Genomic DNA, 20,749 nt, shown 5'->3' on the forward strand with positions numbered 1-20,749 from the left:
GCGGGGCCTGGGCGCTAGGCGCTAACGTTCACTCTGGGGCGTGACGCGTAAGACTTCTTCCACGGTGGTCAAGCCGGCGGCGATCTTTTGCGCGCCGGACAGCCGCAGACTGCGCATGCCTTCCTTGAATGCCTGCCGCCGCAGGGCGGTGATATCGGTATCCGCCGTCACCAGTTCACGCAGACTATCGGAGAGGGTGAGGATTTCGTATACCCCGGCACGACCGCGATAGCCGGTGTCGCGACATTCCGGGCAGCCCACCGGGCGCATGGCCCCTGTGGGCAGCGGTGCGTTCCAGGGCTTGGTCAGCTCCTGCCAGGCGGCCGGGTCCAGCTCGATGGGCGTCTTGCAGGCCGGGCACAGGGTCCGTACCAGACGCTGGGCCATGACGCCCAGGACCGTGGCCCGGATCAGGTAGTAGGGCACGCCCAGCTCGATCAGGCGGCTCACCGAGCTGGGGGCGTCGTTGGTGTGCAGGGTGGAGAGCACCAGGTGGCCGGTCAGGGCCGCCTGGATGGCCATCTCGGCGGTTTCCAGGTCGCGGATCTCACCGATCATGATGATGTCCGGGTCCTGCCGCATCAGCGCCCGCACGCCACTGGCGAAGGTCACCTCGATGTTCGGCTGCACCTGCATCTGGTTGAAGGCGTCTTCCACCATCTCGATGGGGTCTTCGATGGTGCAGACGTTGACCTCGGGCGTGGCCAGTTGCTTGAGGGTGGTGTAGAGGGTGGTGGTCTTGCCCGAGCCGGTGGGCCCGGTGACCAGGATGATGCCGTTGGGTTGCCCGGTCATGTCGGCCCAGCGACGCAGGTCGTCGGCGGAGAAACCGAGCTGGTCGAAGCTCTTGAGCAGCACGTCCGGGTCGAAGATCCGCATCACCAGCTTTTCGCCGAACGCGGTGGGCATGGTCGACAGCCGCAGCTCCACTTCCTTCTCGCCGGCCATGCGCGTCTTGATCCGGCCATCCTGGGGCTTGCGCTTCTCGGCGACGTTCATGCGCCCGAGGTTCTTGATCCGGCTGACCACGGCCAGGGTGACCTGGGCGGGGAACTGGTAGACGGTGTGCAGCACGCCGTCGATGCGAAAGCGCACCGCCCCCTGCTCGCGCCGTGGCTCGACGTGAATATCGCTGGCGCGCTGCTGGAAGGCGTACTGGAACAGCCAGTCGACGATATTGACGATGTGGGCGTCGTTGGCATCCGGCTCGCCATCGGCGGCACCGAGATTGACCAGTTGCTCGAAGTTGCCGACGCCACTGCTCTTCTGCTCGACCGCCGAAGCGCCGGTGACCGAGCGGGCCAGGCGAAAGAACTCCTGGGTGTAGCGGGTGATGTCCGCGGGGCTGGCCACCACGCGCTTGATCGGCCGCTGCAGCACATGGGTGAGGTTGCTCTCCCAGCTGTGCACGAAGGGCTGGGCGCTGGCCACCGTCACCTCGTCCGGGCTCACCGCCACGGCCAGGATCTTGTTGCGCTGGGCGAAGGCATAGGACATCAGCGGGGTGACCGAGGCCACGTCCACCTTGAGCGGATCGATGCGGTAGAAAGGCTGCTTCGAATAGTCGGCCAGCCAGCGGGTCAGGCTGTCCAGATCCAGCTTGCGCCCCGGACGGCTGAGGTCGTCCACGCTCTGCGCCGCCAGGAACTCCAGCGGATGCTGCTGCGGATTGGCCGAGCCGCGGCGCAGAAGCAGGCACTGTTCGGCGGTCTGCTGGTCGATCCGCCGCTGGCTGACCAGCTCACGCAGGATATCGCCCAGGTCGAGCCAACGATCAGCGGAAGGGGAGGCTATGGCGGACATCTGGACTCCTTGAAAAGGTGGTCGCCTCGGATGATGCCCGGTCTCTGACCGGGAGCGACCTTCCTCTCGTAACCTCTAGGACGGTCGCCTCCTTCAGCATAGCGACTTTGTGCGACAGAATCGCTCGCGGCCTTGTGCCATCAGCCTAGACGGCAGGCGCGCCTCTGTCCTGCCGTCCGACGGCTCAGGCCAGGGCTTTCCAGGGTGCCAGCCCGTAAACCAGTCGGGCCTGTTCGGCCACCCCGGCGAGATCGCCATGGGCACTCAGTGGGGCCAGCTTGCCCAGTTCGCCATACAGGCGGTCGGCCTCGGGCAGGTCCAGGGCGCCACGCGCCAGGTGCAGCCAGACCTGCATCCGTTCCAGGCGCGGCAACTGCTGCTGGATCAGCTCGGGTTCGGTGATGGCGCGCAGCAGCGGCAGTTCGGCCGCCTCCTGGGCCAGCAGGCGGGGCAGCCATTGGCCCAGCGGCGTCACGCCCTGGCGCTCGCCGCGACCGGTACGACCCTGGATCCAGGCGCGCTCATGCAGCCAGCGCGCGGCACGCAGGGAGAACAGGCCCCAGCGTGGCTGTTCCAGTTCGGCGGCAAAGCGCTGCGGCGCCTGGCGGCGCGCTTCCTCGTCGTCCTGACCGATCACGGCCAGCGGACGCCAATCGGCGAGCAGCTCATCGAGGGCCTGGCGCAGGTCGCGACTGGTGGCGCGCGGCGCGGCCTGACCGAGGCTGCCGAGCAGCGCACGCAGATCGATCAGCTGGTGCACCCAGTCCACCAGCAGGCGCCAGTGACCGTTCCAGCGATACTGTTCGGCCAGGCGTTGACTGCCGGCCAGCAAATGCCAGCCCAGGCGGGCGACGGCTTCGTCCAGTGGCGTCTCGGCGTCCAGTTCCGGCGCGGACAGATAGAGGGTGTAGCTCGACGCATCGTGCAGGCGATAGCCGCGCTCGGCCTTGCTGATGTCGCAGGGCATCAGCGGCAGCTCGGCGGCCAGTTGCTCGGCCAGCTCCAGCAGGGTCGCCGGTTCGCCCTGACGCAGTTCCAGCTCGACCTCGGCGATGGCTTCGCGCTGTTCGCCCGCGCGCACCTCGCCCTGGTCCAGGGCCACCTCGATCACGGTACGGGTCTTGCCCCGGCCCCAGGCGATTTCCGCGGCGTCACGGACGAAGTCGGTGTCGAACACCGGCTGCAGGCGGCGTAGGTCCAGGTCGGCCAGCTCAGCGGGCCAGCAGCTGTCGTCGAACAGCGCGGTGTCCAGGGTGGCATCGGCCAACGGCCATTCCCATTCGTTGCGCTCGGACAGCCCGGCCAGGCTCTGGCCGCGGCTCTTGAGCGTCTGGATGTAGCGGTCGCCATCACGCCGCACGCGCAGGGCGACCTTGGCATGGGCCAGGTCGCGGGTATCGGTGTCGTAATAGCAGTTGGAGAGTTCGTGACGCTGCCAGCCTTCCTTGCAGCGCTTCTTCAGCAGCGGATGAGCGCGCAGGGCGTCGAGGGTGGCCGCACTGGCGCGCAGCTTGATTTCGGTTTCTTTGGCCATTGCAGGATCCTGGCGCCGGAAGAGAACGGTCCGGCTCCGTGCCGAGCGCGTCATGACGACGGACGGCGAGAACGTGGCCGCTAGTTTAGCCGGTCCACGCGTTCAAGGCCCATGAAGGTTTCATCGCCGGGCGGATGACGCCATGATGGGGTCGTGACCAGGAGGCCCCGCATGACTCTGCCCACGCTGAAAGCTCTGTTCGCCACCCTCATCGCCGAGAGTTCGGTGAGTTGCACCCAGCCGGCGCTGGACCAGTCCAACGCCGGGGTGGTCGCCCGCCTGGCGGACTGGTTCGGTGCCCTGGGCTTCGCCTGCGAGACCCAGGAGGTGGCGCCGGGCAAGTTCAATCTCATCGCCACCCTGGGCAGCGGTCCGGGCGGGCTGGTGCTGGCTGGCCATACCGACACCGTGCCCTACGACGAGGCCCTCTGGCAGGCCGATCCCTTGCGCCTGCGCGAAGCCGACGATCGCTGGTACGGGCTGGGCAGCTGCGACATGAAGGGCTTCTTCGCGCTGATCCTAGAAGCCGTGCGCGAGTTGGATCTGCGCCAACTGCGCCAGCCGCTGATCGTGCTGGCCACCTGCGATGAGGAATCCTCCATGGACGGCGCCCGGGTGCTGGCCGAGGCCGGACGCCCGCTGGGCCGCGCCGCGGTGATCGGCGAGCCGACCGGGCTGCGGCCGATTCGCCTGCACAAGGGCATTCTCATGGAGCGCATCGGCATCCTGGGTCAGAGTGGCCATTCCTCCGATCCGACACTGGGCCACAGCGCCCTGGACGCCATGCAGGCGGTGATGGGCGAGCTGCTCGACCTGCGCGCCCAGTGGCAGCGCGAGTACCGCAACCCGCTGTTCCTGGTGCCCCAGCCGACCCTCAACCTCGGCTGCATCCATGGCGGCGACAATCCCAACCGCATCTGCGGCCAGTGCGCCCTGGAATTCGACCTGCGCCCGCTGCCAGGCATGCAGCCGGAAGCTCTGCGCCAGGCCATCCGCGGGCGGCTCCTGCCGCTTGCCGAGCGCTTTGGAGTACAGATCGACTACCAGCCGCTGTTTCCCGCCGTGCCGCCCTTCGAGCAGCCGGCCGAGGCCGAGCTGGTGCGCCTGGCCGAGCGCCTCACCGGCCATACCGCCGACGCCGTGGCCTTCGCCACCGAGGCGCCCTATCTGCAGGCGATCACCCAGGAGGTGCTGGTGCTCGGCCCCGGCGACATCAGTTGCGCGCACCAGCCCGAGGAGCACCTGGCGCTGGCGCGGATCGCGCCTACCGTCAAGCTTCTGCAGCAACTGATCGGCCACTACTGCCTGGGCGAGATGGCGGCTGTCCGATGAACAGACCCGCGCGCCCGGCGTGACTTTTTGTAAACTCCAGGCGGTCTACTGACCCTGCCTGCCCATCCGCTCCCTGTCGAGGAACCTCCGTGCTGCGACGACGCTGAACGCCCTGCCTGCCCACGTTCACCCTCACGCCTATCCACCAAGGGTCTTCGTCTCGATGCACGAATACGTCAACTGGCTCCGCCACGCCTCGCCCTATATCAACGCCCACCGCGACGCCACCTTCGTCGTCATGCTGCCCGGTGACGGCGTCGCCCATCCTAACTTCGGCAACATCGTCCACGACCTGGTCCTGCTGCACAGCCTGGGCGTGCGCCTGGTGCTGGTGCACGGTTCGCGCCCGCAGATCGAATCGCGCCTGGCCGCCCGTGGCATCGAACCGCGCTTCTACAACGACCTGCGCATCACCGATGGTCCGACCCTGGAAGCGGTGATCGACGCGGTCGGCAGCCTGCGCAGCGCCATCGAGGCACGGCTGTCCATGGACATGGCCGCCTCGCCCATGCAGGGCTCGCGTCTGCGGGTGGCCAGCGGCAACCTGGTCACCGCGCGGCCGGTAGGAGTGCAGGACGGCGTCGACTTCCACCACACCGGTGAAGTCCGCCGCATCGACCGGCGTGGCATCGGCCGCCTGCTCGATGAACGCACCATCGTGCTGCTTTCGCCCCTGGGCTATTCCCCCACCGGCGAGACCTTCAACCTGGCCTGTGAGGACGTGGCCATGCGCGCCGCCATCGACCTGGGCGCCGACAAGCTGGTGCTCTACGGCGCCGAACCGGGCCTACTGGACGAGCATGGCGCCCTGATCCGCGAGATCGGTCCGCAGCAGATCCCCACCCATCTGGCGCGCCTGGGCAGCTCCTACCAGGCCGAATTGCTCGACGCCGCCGCCCAGGCCACCCGTGGTGGCGTGCGGCGCTGCCACATCGTCGGCTACGCCGAGGATGGCGCGCTGCTCACTGAGCTCTTCACCCGCGCTGGTAGCGGCACCCTGGTGGCTCAGGAACCCTTCGAGACCCTGCGCGAGGCGACCATCGCCGACGTCGGCGGCCTGATGGAGTTGATTCGTCCGCTGGAAGAGCAGGGCATCCTGGTCCGCCGCTCCCGCGAGGTGCTGGAGCGCGAGATCGAGCAATTCAGCATCGTCGAACGCGAAGGCCTGATCATCGCCTGCGCAGCGCTCTATCCCATCGCCGAATCAGCCGCGGGTGAGCTGGCCTGCCTGGCGGTGAATCCCGACTACCGCCACGGCGGCCGTGGCGACGCCCTGCTGGCGCGCATCGAACAGCGCGCCCGCGAGCGTGGCCTCGGCACCCTGTTCGTGCTCACCACCAAGACCGCCCACTGGTTCCGCGAACGCGGCTTCGAGCCGAGCGGCGTGGAGCGGCTGCCCGCCGCGCGGGCGTCGCTGTACAACTTCCAGCGCAATTCGAAGATCTTCGAGAAGAGCCTGTAGGCGAACGTGAGCGTAGGTTGGGCTGAGCGGAGCGAAGCCCAACGCTACCAAGCCGCTCGTCATCGCGGCCATGGGCCGCTCCTACACATTCTAGGCACACCTGTAGGAACGGCCCATGGCCGCGCTAGCTCCAGTCCGAACTGAAACCGCTCCAAGGCGCAGCTGGCACTTCCTGCATCGATATCGGAAGGCGCCCTCATCAACCATCGATTCGTCCGCTGGCGTCTGGAGACGTAGCGTGGAAAACCGCGCAGCGTTTTCCACTGGTGGGGCACCGCTGCTATCAGTGGACAAGGCTTAGCCGTTGTCCACGCTACGGGCTACGGGCTACGGGCTACGGGCTACGGGCTACGGGCTATTCACGGCTTTACAACCAGAATTTCCAGGTTGGCGAATCGCCCCGTTCAGAAGGGCGAACGCCAGTGTCGTGTAGGCCGACCCCGGAACGGCGCTGGCGTGAGCGCAACGTAGCGCAGCGAAGTAACAGCCGCAGGCTGGCCCGAAGGGCGAGCAACGCGAGTCACCCGGAGCGAAGCGTTGGGGCGGATGTCCGGGGCAAGCGTTTTTGCTTAACTTTTGTCCGGGACGCGTAGTCCGGGACGCGTAGTCAGGAGCACGCAGCCGCGACTGAAAAAAGTGAGTCGCCCGGGTGGGCGAAATAAGAGCTATCAGCAAAACACGCTAATCAGCCAGGGCAACCCCAAGCCAAACCCAGGTGTTGGGCTTCGCTCTCGCTCAACCCAACCTACATCCCCGCCCTGCACCCCGGGATAGGTCGCGTGGCAACCGCGCCACCTTGTCCACGCTACGTATTCACACCCCGATCGTCGCCAGAATGCTGGCCTGATAGGCCGCCACGAAGGTATCGAAATCCCCCTGGGGTGCCGCCTCGATCTCCGCCTGCTCGTCCAGCGACTGGCGTGCCATCTGGGCATAGCAGGCCTGCTCGCCTTCGCTCAGCGGGTGGCTGGCGAAATAGGCCGCATGGGCCTCGCTCTGGCGCAGGCCGAAGTCGGCAAAGCTTTCGCCGCGCTCACGCAGCTCCTGCAGCACCCGCGCCGAAGGGGTGAGGCGGACATCGGCCAGCTTCTGCCGCTGCACTGCCACCGCCTGGCGATGGGCATCGCCACCCAGGCTGGCATTCAGGGTCTCGGCGCAGCGTTCGATCTGGTCGAGCATCTCCGCCGCCCAGTCGATCATGGTCACCGAAGCGCCATGGCGTTGCAGGCGCAGGCCGGGCTTGCGGCCTTCACGCACCACGCTGGCGAAGTTGTCGGTGCATTCGCGGCACTCGCCGTTGAGCGGCGGGCTGCCTTCCAGGGCGCAATAGAGCAGGAAGGCGTCGAGGAACAGCGCAGCGGTGGTGTCGATGCCCAGTGGCAGGAAGGGATCGATGTCCAGGCAGCGCACCTCGATGTACTGCACGCCACGGGCCATCAGCGCCTGCACCGGCCGCTCGCCGCTGCGAGTGACGCGCTTCGGGCGGATGGTGGCGTAGTACTCGTTCTCGATCTGCAGGATGTTGGTGTTGAGCTGCACCCACTCGCCGTTCTGGTGGGTACCGATCTCCGCATAGGGCGGGTAGGGCGTGCCCACCGCGCGTCTCAGGCTCTCGGTGTAGGTGGTCAGGTCGTTGTAGTCCGGCGTCAGGCTGGCCTGGGCGTTGCTCTGGTAGCCCAGGTCGCTCATGCGCAGGCTGGTGGCATAGGGCAGGTAGAGGGTCCGCTCGTCGAGGGTCTGCAACTGGTGCGACCGTCCGCGCAGGAAGCCCACGTCCAGCGCTGGCGAAGCGCCGAACAGGTACATGAGCAGCCAGCTGTAGCGCCGGAAGTTGCGGATCAGGGCGATGTAGCGCGCCGACTGATGGTCACGGGCGTCGCTGGAATCGCCTTCGTGCTGACGCAGGAGTTCCCACGCCGGTTCCGGTAGCGAGAAGTTGTAGTGGATGCCGGCGATGCACTGCATGGTGCGGCTGTAGCGCAGGGCCAGGCCGCGGCGGTAGACGTGCTTGAGTCGACCGATGTTGGAGCTGCCGTAATCGGCGATGGGGATCTCGTCCTCGGCCGGCAGCGCGCAGGGCATGGAGCCGCTCCACAGGCGCTCGCCGTCGAGCTCGGCGACCGCGGCGCGGTGCACTCGATCCAGGGCCGCCAGCACCTCGGGCGTGCGGGTGCCGGTGGGGGTGATGAATTCCAGCAGGGCCTCGGAGTAGTCCGTGGTGATCTGCGGATGGGTCAGGGCCGATCCCAGGGCCTGCGGATGAGGGCGCCGGGACAGCTGGCCGTGGGCGTCCACCCGCAAGGTCTCGCGTTCGATACCGTGCAGGCATTCGGCCAGAAGGGTGGGATCAGCGCCGAGCAGGGCCAGGCGGCGGGACAGGATATCGCTCAAGTTGACTTCCTATGGCGGTACTCGCCCCGGACAGGGTAGAAGAAACCGACTGAAATGAGGGTTGCCGGCCAGGGCCGACGCGGGGGGCAGCAGTCACTGCTGCGGTCCGGGTTCAAGCCTCAGACCGCAACCCGCTCAGTTGTCTCCCAGCGTAGCTCAGGCAGCGGCAAAGGGCGATATGCGCCGCTTCGCTGCCGCCCAGGCTGGCCGGTCACAGACAGGCGAAGGTCGCCTGGGCCAGGGCGATCAATTTGTCGCCCTGATGCACCTGGGCTTCCAGTACGTGGGTCTTGCGGCCCGGATGGATCACCCGGGCGCGGCAGACCAGTTCGCCTTCGCTCACGCCACGCACGTAGTTGACCTTGCATTCCAGAGTCACGCTGCCGGGCTGGCCGTCGAACAGGCTGTGGCTGGCCTGGCCCAGGGCGGTGTCGATCAGCGAGAAGACGGCGCCACCATGCAGCTTGCCGTGCAGGTTGATGAGCTTGTCCTGCACGCTCATGCGTACCTCGGACTCGCCGGCCTCGGCCTTGTGGATCGTCATGCCCAGCAGGGTGCTGAAGGCGCTGTCCTTGCCTACGGGAGAACCACTCATGCTCATTTCCTCAGTTGCTTGGCATTGGCGAACAATGACGCCATGGCGTTGTTGGCCGGGGCCGATTGGGTCTGGCGCGGGGCGCCCTTGTCGGCGCGGGGCTTGCCGCCATTGCCGCGGGCCTGACCGCCGGGCTTGCCGTCGACCTTCTCGCCGGGCGTGTCGCCCATGCGCATGGACAGCCCCACGCGATTGCGCGGCACGTCCACCTCCATCACCTTGACCTTGACGATGTCGCCCGCCTTGACCACCTCGTAGGGATCCTTGACGAATTTCTCCGACAGGGCGCTGATGTGCACCAGGCCGTCCTGGTGCACGCCGATGTCGACGAAGGCACCGAAGTTGGTGACGTTGGTGATGACGCCTTCCAGCACCATGCCCGGTTTGAGATCGGAAAGCTTCTCGACGCCGTCCTGGAACACCGCGGTCTTGAACTCGGGACGCGGGTCGCGGCCGGGCTTGTCCAGTTCCTGGAGGATGTCGGTCACCGTCGGCAGGCCAAAGCTCTCGTCGGTGAATTTCTTCGGGTCCAGGCGCTTGAGGAAGGCCGAGTCGCCGATCAGCGAGCGGATATCGCGGCCGGTATCGGCGGCGATGCGCTGCACCAGCGGATAGGTTTCCGGGTGCACCGCCGAGGCATCCAGCGGATTGGCGCCGCTCATCACGCGCAGGAAGCCGGCGGCCTGCTCGAAGGTTTTCTCGCCCAGCCGCGGCACCTTCTTCAGCGCCTCGCGGGTGGCGAAGGCGCCGTTGGCGTCGCGGAATTGCACGATGTTCTGCGCCAGGGTGGCGTTGAGGCCGGAAATCCGCGCCAGCAGAGCTGCGGAGGCAGTGTTCACGTCCACGCCCACGGCGTTCACGCAGTCTTCCACCACGGCGTCCAGGCTGCGCGCCAGCTTGAGCTGAGAGACGTCGTGCTGATACTGGCCGACACCGATGGACTTGGGCTCGATCTTCACCAGCTCGGCCAACGGATCCTGCAGGCGCCGGGCGATGGACACGGCGCCGCGCAGGGAGACGTCCAGCTCCGGGAATTCCCGGGCGGCCAGTTCCGAGGCGGAATACACCGAGGCACCGGCTTCGCTGACCATCACCTTGGTCAAGCCCAGGCCCGGATACTTGCTGATCAGTTCGCCCGCCAGCTTGTCGCTCTCGCGGCTGGCAGTGCCGTTGCCGATGGCGATCAGGTCCACGCCGTGCTTGGTGCAGAGCACGCCGAGGGTGGCCAGGGTCTGGTCCCACTGATTGCGCGGCGCATGGGGATAGACCGTGTCGGTGGCCAGCAGCTTGCCGGTGGCATCCACCACCGCGACCTTGCACCCGGTGCGCAGGCCCGGGTCCAGCGCCAGGGTAGTGCGCGGACCGGCCGGCGCGGCCAGCAGCAGGTCGTGCAGGTTGCGGGCGAAGACCGCGATGGCCTCTTCCTCGGCCTTCTCGCGCAACTCGCCGAGCAGGTCGGTTTCCAGGGAGGTATAGAGCTTGACCTTCCAGGTCCAGCGCACCACCTCGGCCAGCCACCTGTCCGCGGCGCGGCCTTCGTTCTTCAGGCCGAAATGCGCGGCGATCAGCCCTTCGCAGGGATGGGCGATGCCCGGGCCTTCTTCACCGAGCTTGAGCGCGGCGCTGAGGATGCCTTCGTTGCGCCCACGGAAGATCGCCAGGGCACGGTGCGAGGGCACCGCCCGGAAGGCTTCGTCGTGCTCGAAATAGTCGCTGAACTTGGCGCCTTCGGTCTCCTTGCCGGGCACCAGGCGCGCGCTGAGAATGGCGTCCTGCTGCAGGACGCCGCGCAGTCGCGCCAGCAGGTCGGCGTCCTCGGCGAAGCGCTCCATGAGAATGTACTTGGCGCCTTCCAGCGCGGCCTTGACGTCTGCAACGCCCTTGTCCACATCCACGTAAGCGGCCGCTTCGGTCTCCGGGGTCAGCGTCGGGTCCTGCAGCAGGGCCTCCGCCAGCGGGCCGAGGCCGGCTTCCAGGGCGATCTGGCCCTTGGTGCGACGCTTCTGCTTGTAGGGCAGATAGAGGTCCTCCAGCCGCGTCTTGGTATCGGCCAGATTGATCTCGCGGGCCAGCTCGGGGGTCAGCTTGCCCTGCTCCTCGATGGAGGCCAGCACCGCGCGGCGGCGCTCCTCCAGCTCGCGCAGATAGCGCAGACGTTCTTCCAGATGACGCAACTGGGTGTCATCCAGGCTGCCGGTGACTTCCTTGCGATAACGGGCGATGAAGGGCACGGTGGACCCTTCGTCGAGCAGGGCCACGGCGGCGGCGACCTGTTGCGGGCGGGCGCCGAGCTCCTCGGCGATGCGGCTATTGATATCCATCGGGCTACCTGGCTGGCACAAGAAAAAGCGGGCCGCAGTATACCCGAGCCCGCCTGGCTGCCACGCCCTGCGCCAGCGTCACCGCCCAAGACCAGGCAAAATCTGCTAACAATGGCCCAACGCCGCGGTCGGATGGCCTACGGCATAATCCAGTGCTAGATCACAAGGAGATATTATGAGCACCCCTGCTGCCCCAGAAGGTGAAAAGATCCTGGTCGTCGATGACGACGCCCGGCTGCGCCGCCTCTTGGAGCGTTTTCTAGCCGAACAGGGTTACCGCGTGCGCACCGTCGAAAGCGCCGAACAGATGGACCGCCTGTTGGCGCGGGAAGTCTTCAACCTGGTCGTTCTCGACCTGATGATGCCCGGTGAAGACGGCTTGTCCGCCTGCGGCCGGCTGCGTGAGAGCGGCAACCGCATCCCCATCATCATGCTGACCGCCAAGGGCGACGAAGGCAGCCGGATCCAGGGTCTGGACCAGGGCGCCGACGACTACCTGGCCAAGCCCTTCAACCCGCTGGAGCTGGTGGCCCGGATCAAGGCCGTGCTGCGTCGCCAGGCCCCGGTGGTACCCGGCGCGCCCGCTGGTACCGACGAGATCGTGACCTTTGGTGACTACGCCCTGCACCTGGCTACCCGCGAGCTCAAGCGTGGCGAAGAGACCCACATGCTCACCACCGGCGAATTCGCCGTGCTCAAGGCGCTGGTCGATCACGCCCGTGAACCGCTGACCCGCGACAAGCTGATGAACCTGGCCCGTGGTCGCGAATGGGACGCCCTGGAGCGCTCCATCGACGTCCAGATCTCGCGCCTGCGCCGGATGATCGAGCCCGATCCGTCCAAGCCGCGCTATATCCAGACCGTCTGGGGCGTGGGTTACGTCTTCGTGCCGGATGGCGCCGGCAAGTAAGGCAGGTAGCGGGGGCATCGCGCCCCGGCTAGGGGGTGGCTCAGGCGAACAGGCCTTGATGCACGCCCACCAGCAGAAAGATCCCCAGTAGCGCGCGATAGATGATGAAGGGCCAGGTCGAGAAGCGTTCCAGAAAGCGCATCAGGCCCCAGATCGCCGCGAAGGCCGACAGGCTCGCCACCAGCAAGCCCACCAGCAGCAGCGACCAGGCTTCGACCGGGATGTGCGCGTGCCAGAGCACCACCAGTTCCTTGAGTCCGGCCAGGGCGATGGCCGGCAGGCCCAGCAGGAAGGAAAAGCGCGCGGCTTCCTCGCGGCGCAGATTGAGGAACATGGCGGCGGTCAGGGTCGAGCCGGAGCGGGACACGCCCGGAATCAACGCGCCGACCTGGGCGATCCCCACGATCAGGGCATCGCGCAGACGCATCTGCGAGATGTCTCTGTTGTGCCGGCAGATGCGCTCCGCCAGGGCCAGCAGGGCGGCCATGGCCAGGCAGGCGTAGCCGATGACGCTGAGGCCCCGCAGCGGCGAGCCGCAGGCGTTGAGCAGGGGCGCGAGCAGCAGGCCGGCGATGCAGATGGGAATGGTCGCCAGCACGATCATCACCGCCAGCAGGAAGTCCGGACTGTCGAAGTTGCGTTGCCGCACCGCGGCGAGGCTGCCCCGGGTCACACCACTGACATCGCGCCAGAAATAGCTGATCACCGCCGCCAGCGCCGCCATCTGCATGGCAGCGGAAAAGGCCGAGCCGGGATCGCGCCAGCCGAGCAGGGCGGGGACTACCCGCATGTGCGCCGTGGACGAAATGGGAAGCAGCTCGGTGATACCCTGCACGACGCCAAGAAAGGCGATCTGCGCGTAGCTGAGCGAGGCGAAGCCGATGTCCAGGCCGGTCTGGCAGATGTCGGACACGAGAGAACTCCAGGTTGAAGGGAAGAAATGGACGAGCAAATGTATCCGAATGTGTCCACGCCAGGTTGCCTATCTGGACCTTGCAATCCCAGAGGTTGTGATGGCTTTCGCGCCGTTTTGCGTGGAAAGTCTGGCCAATGAAGGCGCCCAGCTGGTTTCCCCAAAGTTTCTTCGCCCGCTCGCTGTGGATGGTTCTGCTCGCGGTGCTCTTCTCCAAGGCGCTGACCCTGGTCTATCTGCTGCTCAACGAGGACGTCCTGGTCGATCGTCAGTACAGCCATGGCGCGGCCCTGACGCTCAGGGCCTACTGGGCCACTCCGGAAGCCGAACGGCCACGCATCGCCCAGGCCGCCGGCCTGCGCTACGAATCACCCGAGACCGTGCCTGCGGGGGAATACCACTGGCCCTACAGCGAGATCTTCGAGCGCCAGATGAAGCAGGAGCTGGGCGAGGAGACCGAGGTGCGGGTGCGGGTCCAGCATGGTCCGGCAATGTGGGTGCTGGCGCCGTCCCTGGGACCGGACTGGATCAAGATCCCGCTCATGGCCCATCCCCTGCGCGGGCAGCACATCTGGAGCGTGCTTGGCTGGTTTTTCGCCATCGGCCTGCTGTCCACCGGCGCCGCCTGGGTCTTCGTCCGACAGCTCAACCAGCCGCTGCGGCGTCTGGTGCATGCGGCGCGCGAGCTGGGCAAGGGCCGCAGCGTACGCCTGCCGGAAACCGATGCGCCCAGCGAGATCCAGGACGTCTACCATGCCTTCAACCAGATGGCCGAGGACGTCGAACAGGCCGGACGCGAGCGCGAGCTGATGCTGGCCGGGGTGTCCCACGACCTGCGCACGCCGCTGACCCGGCTGCGCCTGGCGGTAGAGCTGATGCCACCGGCCGAGCGCGAAGAGGCCGAGGACATGATTCGCGACATCGAGGACATGAACGCCATCCTCGACCAGTTCCTCGCCTTCGTCCGTGATGGCCGTGACGAGCCGCAGGAGCTCACCAATATCAACGAGCTGGCCCGTCAGGTGGTGGCGCCCTACAACCAGGAAGAGGAGCGGGTACGGCTGATGCTGGACGTGCTGCCGCCCTTGCCGGTGCGGCGCATTTCCTTCAAGCGGCTGCTGACCAACCTGGTGGAAAACGCCCTGCGCCACGGCGGCGGTGGAGGCATCGAGGTGGTCGGACAGGTGGCGGGCTCAGCCACCGCGCCCTATGTCGCCCTGAGCGTGATGGATCGCGGCCCCGGCATCGATCCCAAGGACCTGCAGGACATCTTCAATCCCTTCACTCGCGGCAATCGCGCCCGCACCGTCAGCGGTTCCGGGCTGGGCTTGGCCATCGTCAAGCGCATCGCCGCCCAGCACGGCGGCAGTGCCGAACTGCGCAATCGCAAGGGAGGAGGGGTGGAGGCCCGGGTGCTGTTGCCCCTGGGCCTGCTGCTGCCGCGTAGCGCCAGCTGACACAGAATTGCGCTTCGGCAACCTGTAGGAGCGGCCGCATCGGCGGACCGCCACGGCCGCGATAGTGCGTAGGTTGGGCTGAGCGCAGCGAAGCCCAACACTCGGGAGCTGGCGCCTCAGCCCTTGCCCTTGGTTCGCGTCAGGCCCGGCTCGGCGTTCTTTTCCAGGTACTCGATGATGATCCCGGCCACGTCCTTGCCGGTGGTCTGCTCGATGCCTTCCAGGCCGGGCGAAGAGTTGACCTCCATCACCAGCGGCCCGTGATTGGATCTGAGGATGTCCACGCCGGCGACGCTCAGGCCCATGGCCCTGGCGGCGCGCAGGGCGGTCATGCGTTCCTCAGGGGTGATCTTGATCAGGCTGGCGGTCCCGCCACGGTGCAGGTTCGAGCGGAACTCCCCGGGCGCCGCCTGGCGCTTCATGGCGGCGATCACCTTGTCGCCGACCACGAAACAGCGGATATCCGCACCGCCTGCCTCGCGGATGTACTCCTGCACCATGATGTTCTGCTTGAGGCCCATGAAGGCCTCGATCACCGATTCGGCCGCCTTCTCGGTCTCGCAGAGCACCACGCCGATACCCTGGGTACCTTCCAGGACCTTGATCACCAGCGGAGCGCCGTTGACCATCCGGATCAGGTCGGGCACGTCATCCGGCGAATGGGCGAAGCCGGTCACCGGCAGGCCGATGCCCTTGCGCGAGAGCAGCTGCAGGGAGCGCAGCTTGTCGCGCGAACGGCTGATGGCCACGCTCTCGTTGAGCGGAAAGACCCCTTGCATCTCGAACTGGCGCAACACCGCGCAGCCATAGAAGGTCACCGAGGCACCGATGCGCGGGATGACCGCATCGAAGCCCTCCAGGGGTTTGCCACGGTAGTGGATCTGCGGCTTGTGGCTGGCGATGTTCATGTACGCGCGCAGGGTGTCCACCACGACCACTTCATGGCCTCGGCTGACCCCGGCCTCGACCAGGCGTCGGGTGGAATACAGATTGGGATTACGCGAGAGAACGGCGATTTTCATGGGGCACCGGAAGCCGGAGTGAGGGACAGCTGGGGTTTGTCTTGTGCATAGGAGACGGCCGGATTCACCAGCAGGCCACCATCGATCAACGCCTTGGAGCCGAGCAGCATGCGGTAGCGCATGCTCTTGCGACAGGCCAGGGTAAATTCCACCGGCCATTGGCATTCGCCCAAGGCCAGCAGGGTACGGATGACATAACGCGTCTGGGCGATGCCGTTGGAGCTGCGGATGGTCTTTTTCGCCACCAGGGGCGCCTCGCAGTGCCGATGCCGAGATTGGACCAGCGTCCCCAGGTGCACGGTGAATCTCACCCAGCGCTCCTTGCCGCGCATGAACGGCTGGACTTCCGTCGCGTGCAGCGCCGAGGTGCTGGCACCGGTATCTATCTTGGCTCTCAGGCCCACCACCCCCAATTCGGGGAGGGCCACCCACTCACTCAGGCCGATAATGACCGGTTCGGCGGAATTGCTCATCGCTGCTCCTTGAAATCAGTGGCCTCCGCCTAAATGTTGCGGATCGACGAGCTGTTTGAAGGCGGGCTTGGCGAACAGGTAGCCCTGCATCAGGTCGATGCCGAGGTCCCGGAGGCAGTCCCGTTCCGCAGTCGTTTCCACACCTTCGGCCACCACCTGGGTGCCCAGTTCGCGACACATGACGATCACGTTGCGCACGATGGTGCGGCGGACCTGATCCCGGTCGATGTCACGGATGAGCGCCATGTCGAGCTTGACCAGGTCCGGTTGAAATTCGGCCAGTAGGGTCAGGCCGGAATGGCCGGCCCCGAAGTCGTCGATGGCGGTCTTGAAGCCGAACTGCTGATACTCACGCAGGATATGCGTCAGATGATTGCTGGCCACGTGCTCGGTTTCCACCGTTTCGAAGATCAGGCGTTCCAGCGGAAAGCCATGCTCCCGGGCGGCGGCCAAGGTGCTGCGAATGCACAGCTCCGGGCGATAGACGGCATTGGGCAGAAAGTTGATCGACAAGCTCTCCTGCAGGCCCAGGGCGGCCGCGGTGGCGATGGCCTTGGTGCGGCAGAGCTGGTCGAAGCGATAGCGGTTGCTGTCGGTGACCTGGTTGAGCACCGACAGGGCGCCTTCGCCGGCAGGGCCGCGCACCAGCGCTTCGCGGGCAAAGACCGCGCCTTTGCCCAGATCCACGATGGGCTGATAGGCAAAGTCGAAGTCGAAGCCCAGGGGTTCCGACTGCTGGCAACCCGCGCAACGGGTCTGGCCGGTCAGGTCGGAAGGAAAGAATGTGGTCATGGCTCTCCAGAGGCACGCTTGCAGCGTCGGTCCGATGGTTTAGAGTTCTTGAGAAGAGTCTAAGACCCAACAGGGGACCTTTTATTCGATGTATGCAGTAGATCACACTGAAGAACGGATGCGCCTCGACAAATGGCTATGGGCCGCACGTTTTTTCAAGACCCGCGCGCTGGCCAAGGCTGCTCTCGAAGGCGGCAAGATCCAGTGCCGCGGCGAGCGCTGCAAGCCCAGCAAGGAGCCGCGCATCGGCGACGTCCTCACCATCCGTCAGGGCTATGACGAAAAGACCGTGGTGATCGTCGCCCTGTCGCAGAACCGCCGGGGAGCGCCCGAGGCCCAGCAGCTCTATACCGAGACGCCAGAAAGCATCAAGGCGCGCGAGCAGGCGGCGGCGGCGCGCAAGGCGGGCAATCTTGGCCTGCAGACCGATGGCCGTCCCACCAAGAAGCAGCGCCGGCAGATCCACCAGTTCCGCGAGTACGTCCATCCGTTCGACGACTGAGTCGTCGCCACTCGCTGGATCCTCTCAATGGCCAGGTCTGCCCGACGGGCCTGGACTGGGTCGCGAACGCCAAGGTTCGCGACCTTCCTCCTTATATAGGTAGTTCATGACTTCCCACGATTTCACCCAGCGCTTCCTGTTCGACGAAACCGATGTCCGTGGCGAGCTGGCCACCCTGGATCGCAGTTATGCCGAGGTGCTGGCCAAGCATCCCTATCCGGAGCCCGTGGCGCAGTTGCTCGGCGAGATGCTGGCCGCCGCCGCGCTGCTGTGCGGGACCCTGAAGTTCGAGGGTCTGCTCGTGCTCCAGGCGCGCTCCAGCGGACCCGTTCCGCTGCTCATGGTCGAATGCTCCAGCGAGCGCGAGGTACGCGGCATCGCTCGCTACGACGAGGCGGCGCTTACGGGGTCCGCCTCTCTTGGCGAACTCATGCCCGACGGCATCCTGGCCCTCACCATCGATCCCCGCCATGGTCAGCGCTATCAGGGCATCGTGCCGCTGGAGGGGGCGAATCTGGCCGAGTGCCTGTCCGGCTATTTCGCCACGTCCGAACAGCTGCCCACCCGCTTCTGGCTCAACGCCGATGGGCGACGTGCCCGTGGCCTGCTGCTCCAGCAACTGCCGCCGGCGCGAATCAAGGATGCCCAGGCGCGTCAGGACAGCTGGGAACACGTGGTCACCCTGGCCGATACCCTCACTGCCGAAGAACTGCTGGGCCTCGACAACGAGGTGATCCTGCATCGCCTGTTCCACGAGGAAACGGTGCGCCTGTTCGACGAGCAAGGGGTGGCGTTCAACTGCAGCTGTTCCCGTGATCGGGCAGCCAATGCGCTGGTCAGCATGGGCCGTTCGGAAGTCGAGACGCTGCTCGACGAACAGCAGGGAGAAATTCAGGTCGATTGTCAGTTTTGCAATGAGCAACAGGTGTTCGACGCCGCCGATATCGCACAGATTTTTGCGGGCGGTGGCACGCAAACCCCGGGAAATACCCGCCACTAGCCGTTGCAAATGCCCGAAGGCTTTCTGGCATAATCCCGCAACGTGTAGTTCTGCTGTGTAAGAGCTACAAGCATAAGGAAAGGCCCAGGGCCATGGGGAACGAAATGACGAAAGCCAACGTGTATACCGATATCAGCGTCGCGCAGTTAGTGGAAGAGTCCCTGCGACGTGGCGAAGGAGAGCTGGCCGCCAATGGCTCGCTGGTCGTCAAGACGGGGCATCGCACGGGGCGTTCGCCGGTTGATCGCTTTATTGTCGAGGAAGCCTCCACGCGCGCTGCCATTCACTGGGGGCCGATCAACCGGCCTTTCCCGGAGGAGAAGTTCGCGCCGCTGTGGGAGCGCGTCAGCGCCTACCTGGACGAGCGTGATCAATTCGTCTCCCACGTTCATGTAGGTGCTGATGTCGAGCACTACCTGCCCGTCGTCATGCGTACCGAGACGGCCTGGCACAACCTGTTCGGCCGTTGCCTGTTCATCAATCCGGCCGAATACAATCCCCAGTCCAAGCCGGCCTGGGAGATCATCAACGCGCCCGAGTTCGTTTGCGAGCCCGAGCGTGACGGCACCAACTCCGACGGGACCGTCATCATCAATTTCGCGGCACGCAAGGTGCTGATCGCCGGCATGCGCTATGCGGGCGAGATGAAGAAAGCCATGTTCTCCGTGCAGAACTTCCTGCTCCCGGAGAAGGACGTGCTGCCGATGCACTGCGCGGCCAACGTGGGCGAGGAGGGTGATGTCACCCTGTTCTTCGGCCTGTCCGGTACCGGTAAGACCACCCTGTCCGCCGACCAGAGCCGCTACCTCATCGGTGACGACGAGCATGGCTGGGGCGTAGGCACCGTCTTCAACATGGAAGGTGGCTGCTACGCCAAGTGCATCGACCTGTCCGAAAAGAACGAGCCGGTCATCTGGAAAGCCATCCAGTTCGGCGCCGTGCTGGAAAACGTGGTCCTGGATCCGCAGACCCGTCAGCCCAACTATGCCGATGACAGCCTGACCCAGAACAGTCGTGCAGCCTATCCGCGCGAGCTGATCGACAAGCGTGCCGAGCACAACCTGGGCGGCGAACCCAATGCGGTCATCTTCCTGACCTGCGACCTCACCGGTGTGCTGCCCCCGGTTTCCATCCTTAATAATGAGCAGGCGGCCTACCACTTCCTGTCCGGCTATACCGCCCTGGTCGGCTCGACCGAGATGGGCTCCGGCCCGGGCATCAAGTCGACCTTCTCCACCTGCTTCGGCGCGCCCTTCTTCCCGCGTCCGGCAGCCGAGTACGCCGATCTGCTGATCAAGCGTATCCAGGGCTTCGGCTCCAAGGTCTATCTGGTCAATACCGGCTGGACCGGTGGCGGCTACGGCGTGGGCAAGCGTTTCAACATCCCCACCACCCGTGCGGTGATCGCCGCCATCCAGAGTGGCGCCCTGATCGGTACCGAAACCCGCCACGTGCCGGTCATCAATCTCGACGTCCCGGTTGCCGTACCTGGCGTGGATACCGTCCTGCTCAACCCGCGCGATACCTGGCAGGAAGGCGAGGCCTATGATGCTGCGGCGCGCGAGCTGGCCGGCAAGTTCGTCGAGAACTTCAAGAAGTTCTCTGGCGTCTCCGAGGCCATCGTGGCGGCCGGCCCCCAGCTGTAATTCGGGGCTATCGTCTGCAGACAGAGGCCGCCGCTAGGGCGGCCTTTGTTTTTTAAGCTTTTTTTGCGGTTTGGGGTTGCGTAGTTCGCTGAGGTTGCATAAACTGCGCCCGCTTTCGCTGATAACGCTAACTAGCGAAGCGAAAGCGTTGATTGTTAAGGAGATTTTAAAAAGATCCTTGACAAGAGGAGGGCAGATGAAGAAAATGCCGCCTCACTTTGGAGGGGTTCCCGAGTGGCCAAAGGGATCAGACTGTAAATCTGACGTCGCAGACTTCGAAGGTTCGAATCCTTCCCCCTCCACCAGATTGCTAGAGCGCTTAGGCTCTGCGGGTATAGTTCAGTGGTAGAACCTCAGCCTTCCAAGCTGATGATGCGGGTTCGATTCCCGCTACCCGCTCCAGTTTGACTGGCAAATGTTTCGCTCATGTAGCTCAGTTGGTAGAGCACACCCTTGGTAAGGGTGAGGTCAGCGGTTCAAATCCGCTCATGAGCTCCATCTTAAAAGGCAGATATGAAAATATCTGCCTTTGTTTTAATGGCGGCATTGCTTTGCTCAATTCGTGAAGGGAGAGAGTGTCGATGGCTAAAGAAAAG

General features: G+C 65.5%; 16 protein-coding genes and 3 tRNA genes. 10 read left to right on the top strand and 9 right to left on the bottom strand.

Annotated elements, in window-relative coordinates; translation table 11 throughout:
- Positions 1-21: 21 nt before the first annotated feature.
- Together tfpB and ACUCV0_RS14225 are read right to left on the bottom strand one after the other, a co-directional pair.
- Entirely contained in the window at positions 22-1,803 is a 1,782-nt protein-coding gene (gene tfpB / locus ACUCV0_RS14220) for a type IV pilus assembly ATPase TfpB (protein WP_482212963.1), read from the bottom strand.
- A 184-nt stretch (positions 1,804-1,987) separates the two neighbouring features.
- The gene (locus ACUCV0_RS14225) at positions 1,988-3,337 is read right to left on the bottom strand and encodes a CYTH domain-containing protein (RefSeq protein WP_059316481.1); all 1,350 of its coding nucleotides are present in this window, start codon (positions 3,335-3,337) and stop codon (positions 1,988-1,990) included.
- 171 nt (positions 3,338-3,508) lie between these two features.
- On the opposite strand from ACUCV0_RS14225, the gene argE reads away from it, so the two are divergent.
- Together argE and argA are read left to right on the top strand one after the other, a co-directional pair.
- Complete coding sequence (gene argE, locus ACUCV0_RS14230; RefSeq protein WP_482212964.1) at positions 3,509-4,669, top strand: acetylornithine deacetylase; 1,161 nt, start codon at positions 3,509-3,511, stop codon at positions 4,667-4,669.
- Between the two features lie 163 nt (positions 4,670-4,832).
- Complete coding sequence (argA, locus tag ACUCV0_RS14235) at positions 4,833-6,131, top strand: amino-acid N-acetyltransferase (protein WP_059316479.1); 1,299 nt, start codon at positions 4,833-4,835, stop codon at positions 6,129-6,131.
- A gap of 813 nt (positions 6,132-6,944) precedes the next feature.
- Here the strand turns inward: argA and gshA are convergent.
- The 3 genes from gshA to ACUCV0_RS14250 all read right to left on the bottom strand — a co-directional run bounded on the left by gshA (position 6,945) and on the right by ACUCV0_RS14250 (position 11,438).
- Positions 6,945-8,522, bottom strand: a complete 1,578-nt coding sequence (gene gshA, locus ACUCV0_RS14240) for a glutamate--cysteine ligase (RefSeq protein ID WP_482212965.1) — start codon at positions 8,520-8,522, stop codon at positions 6,945-6,947.
- 211 nt (positions 8,523-8,733) lie between these two features.
- On the bottom strand, positions 8,734-9,123 hold the full coding sequence (locus ACUCV0_RS14245; RefSeq protein WP_167348571.1) for a PaaI family thioesterase: 390 nt from the start codon (positions 9,121-9,123) through the stop codon (positions 8,734-8,736).
- Positions 9,120-11,438 carry a Tex family protein gene (locus ACUCV0_RS14250; protein WP_482212966.1) on the bottom strand — a complete coding sequence of 773 codons (2,319 nt, stop codon included), beginning with the start codon at positions 11,436-11,438 and terminating at the stop codon, positions 9,120-9,122. Before ACUCV0_RS14250 ends, ACUCV0_RS14245 begins: the two co-directional genes overlap by 4 nt.
- 175 nt (positions 11,439-11,613) lie before the next feature.
- On the opposite strand from ACUCV0_RS14250, the gene ompR reads away from it, so the two are divergent.
- Positions 11,614-12,348 (top strand): osmolarity response regulator transcription factor OmpR, encoded by a 735-nt coding sequence (gene ompR / locus ACUCV0_RS14255; RefSeq protein ID WP_059316475.1) that lies wholly within the window; start codon positions 11,614-11,616, stop codon positions 12,346-12,348.
- Between the two features lie 40 nt (positions 12,349-12,388).
- On the opposite strand, the gene uppP is transcribed toward ompR, so the two are convergent.
- A complete protein-coding gene (gene uppP, locus ACUCV0_RS14260) occupies positions 12,389-13,261 on the bottom strand; it encodes an undecaprenyl-diphosphatase UppP (RefSeq protein ID WP_482212967.1) in 873 nt (290 codons plus the stop codon).
- Between the two features lie 137 nt (positions 13,262-13,398).
- On the opposite strand from uppP, the gene ACUCV0_RS14265 reads away from it, so the two are divergent.
- Complete coding sequence (locus ACUCV0_RS14265; RefSeq protein WP_482212968.1) at positions 13,399-14,718, top strand: ATP-binding protein; 1,320 nt, start codon at positions 13,399-13,401, stop codon at positions 14,716-14,718.
- 116 nt (positions 14,719-14,834) lie between these two features.
- Here ACUCV0_RS14265 and rimK read toward each other — a convergent pair whose 3' ends face one another.
- Genes rimK through rimA form a run of 3 tightly spaced genes read right to left on the bottom strand, consistent with a single transcriptional unit; the run spans position 14,835 to position 17,005 of the window.
- Complete coding sequence (rimK, locus tag ACUCV0_RS14270) at positions 14,835-15,740, bottom strand: 30S ribosomal protein S6--L-glutamate ligase (RefSeq protein ID WP_017639501.1); 906 nt, start codon at positions 15,738-15,740, stop codon at positions 14,835-14,837.
- Positions 15,737-16,213: a retropepsin-like aspartic endopeptidase RimB gene (gene rimB / locus ACUCV0_RS14275; RefSeq protein ID WP_017639502.1), complete on the bottom strand. Its 477-nt coding sequence runs from the start codon at positions 16,211-16,213 to the stop codon at positions 15,737-15,739. Before rimB ends, rimK begins: the two co-directional genes overlap by 4 nt.
- Positions 16,214-16,228: 15 nt before the next feature.
- On the bottom strand, positions 16,229-17,005 hold the full coding sequence (gene rimA / locus ACUCV0_RS14280; RefSeq protein WP_482212969.1) for a S6 modification regulatory phosphodiesterase RimA: 777 nt from the start codon (positions 17,003-17,005) through the stop codon (positions 16,229-16,231).
- Between the two features lie 88 nt (positions 17,006-17,093).
- On the opposite strand from rimA, the gene ACUCV0_RS14285 reads away from it, so the two are divergent.
- From ACUCV0_RS14285 to ACUCV0_RS14310, 6 genes are all read left to right on the top strand, one after another.
- Positions 17,094-17,507 carry an RNA-binding S4 domain-containing protein gene (locus ACUCV0_RS14285; protein ID WP_442964855.1) on the top strand — a complete coding sequence of 138 codons (414 nt, stop codon included), beginning with the start codon at positions 17,094-17,096 and terminating at the stop codon, positions 17,505-17,507.
- A gap of 106 nt (positions 17,508-17,613) precedes the next feature.
- Positions 17,614-18,507, top strand: a complete 894-nt coding sequence (gene hslO / locus ACUCV0_RS14290) for an Hsp33 family molecular chaperone HslO (RefSeq protein ID WP_271653260.1) — start codon at positions 17,614-17,616, stop codon at positions 18,505-18,507.
- Positions 18,508-18,611: 104 nt separating this feature from the next.
- The gene (locus ACUCV0_RS14295) at positions 18,612-20,153 is read left to right on the top strand and encodes a phosphoenolpyruvate carboxykinase (RefSeq protein WP_059316469.1); all 1,542 of its coding nucleotides are present in this window, start codon (positions 18,612-18,614) and stop codon (positions 20,151-20,153) included.
- 220 nt (positions 20,154-20,373) lie between these two features.
- Positions 20,374-20,458: transfer RNA gene (locus ACUCV0_RS14300), tRNA-Tyr, on the top strand.
- Between the two features lie 23 nt (positions 20,459-20,481).
- Positions 20,482-20,555: transfer RNA gene (locus ACUCV0_RS14305), tRNA-Gly, on the top strand.
- A 20-nt stretch (positions 20,556-20,575) separates the two neighbouring features.
- Positions 20,576-20,651, top strand: a tRNA-Thr gene (locus ACUCV0_RS14310).
- Positions 20,652-20,749 lie beyond the last annotated feature (98 nt).

This window comes from Pseudomonas sp. VMV1, assembly GCF_056790235.1.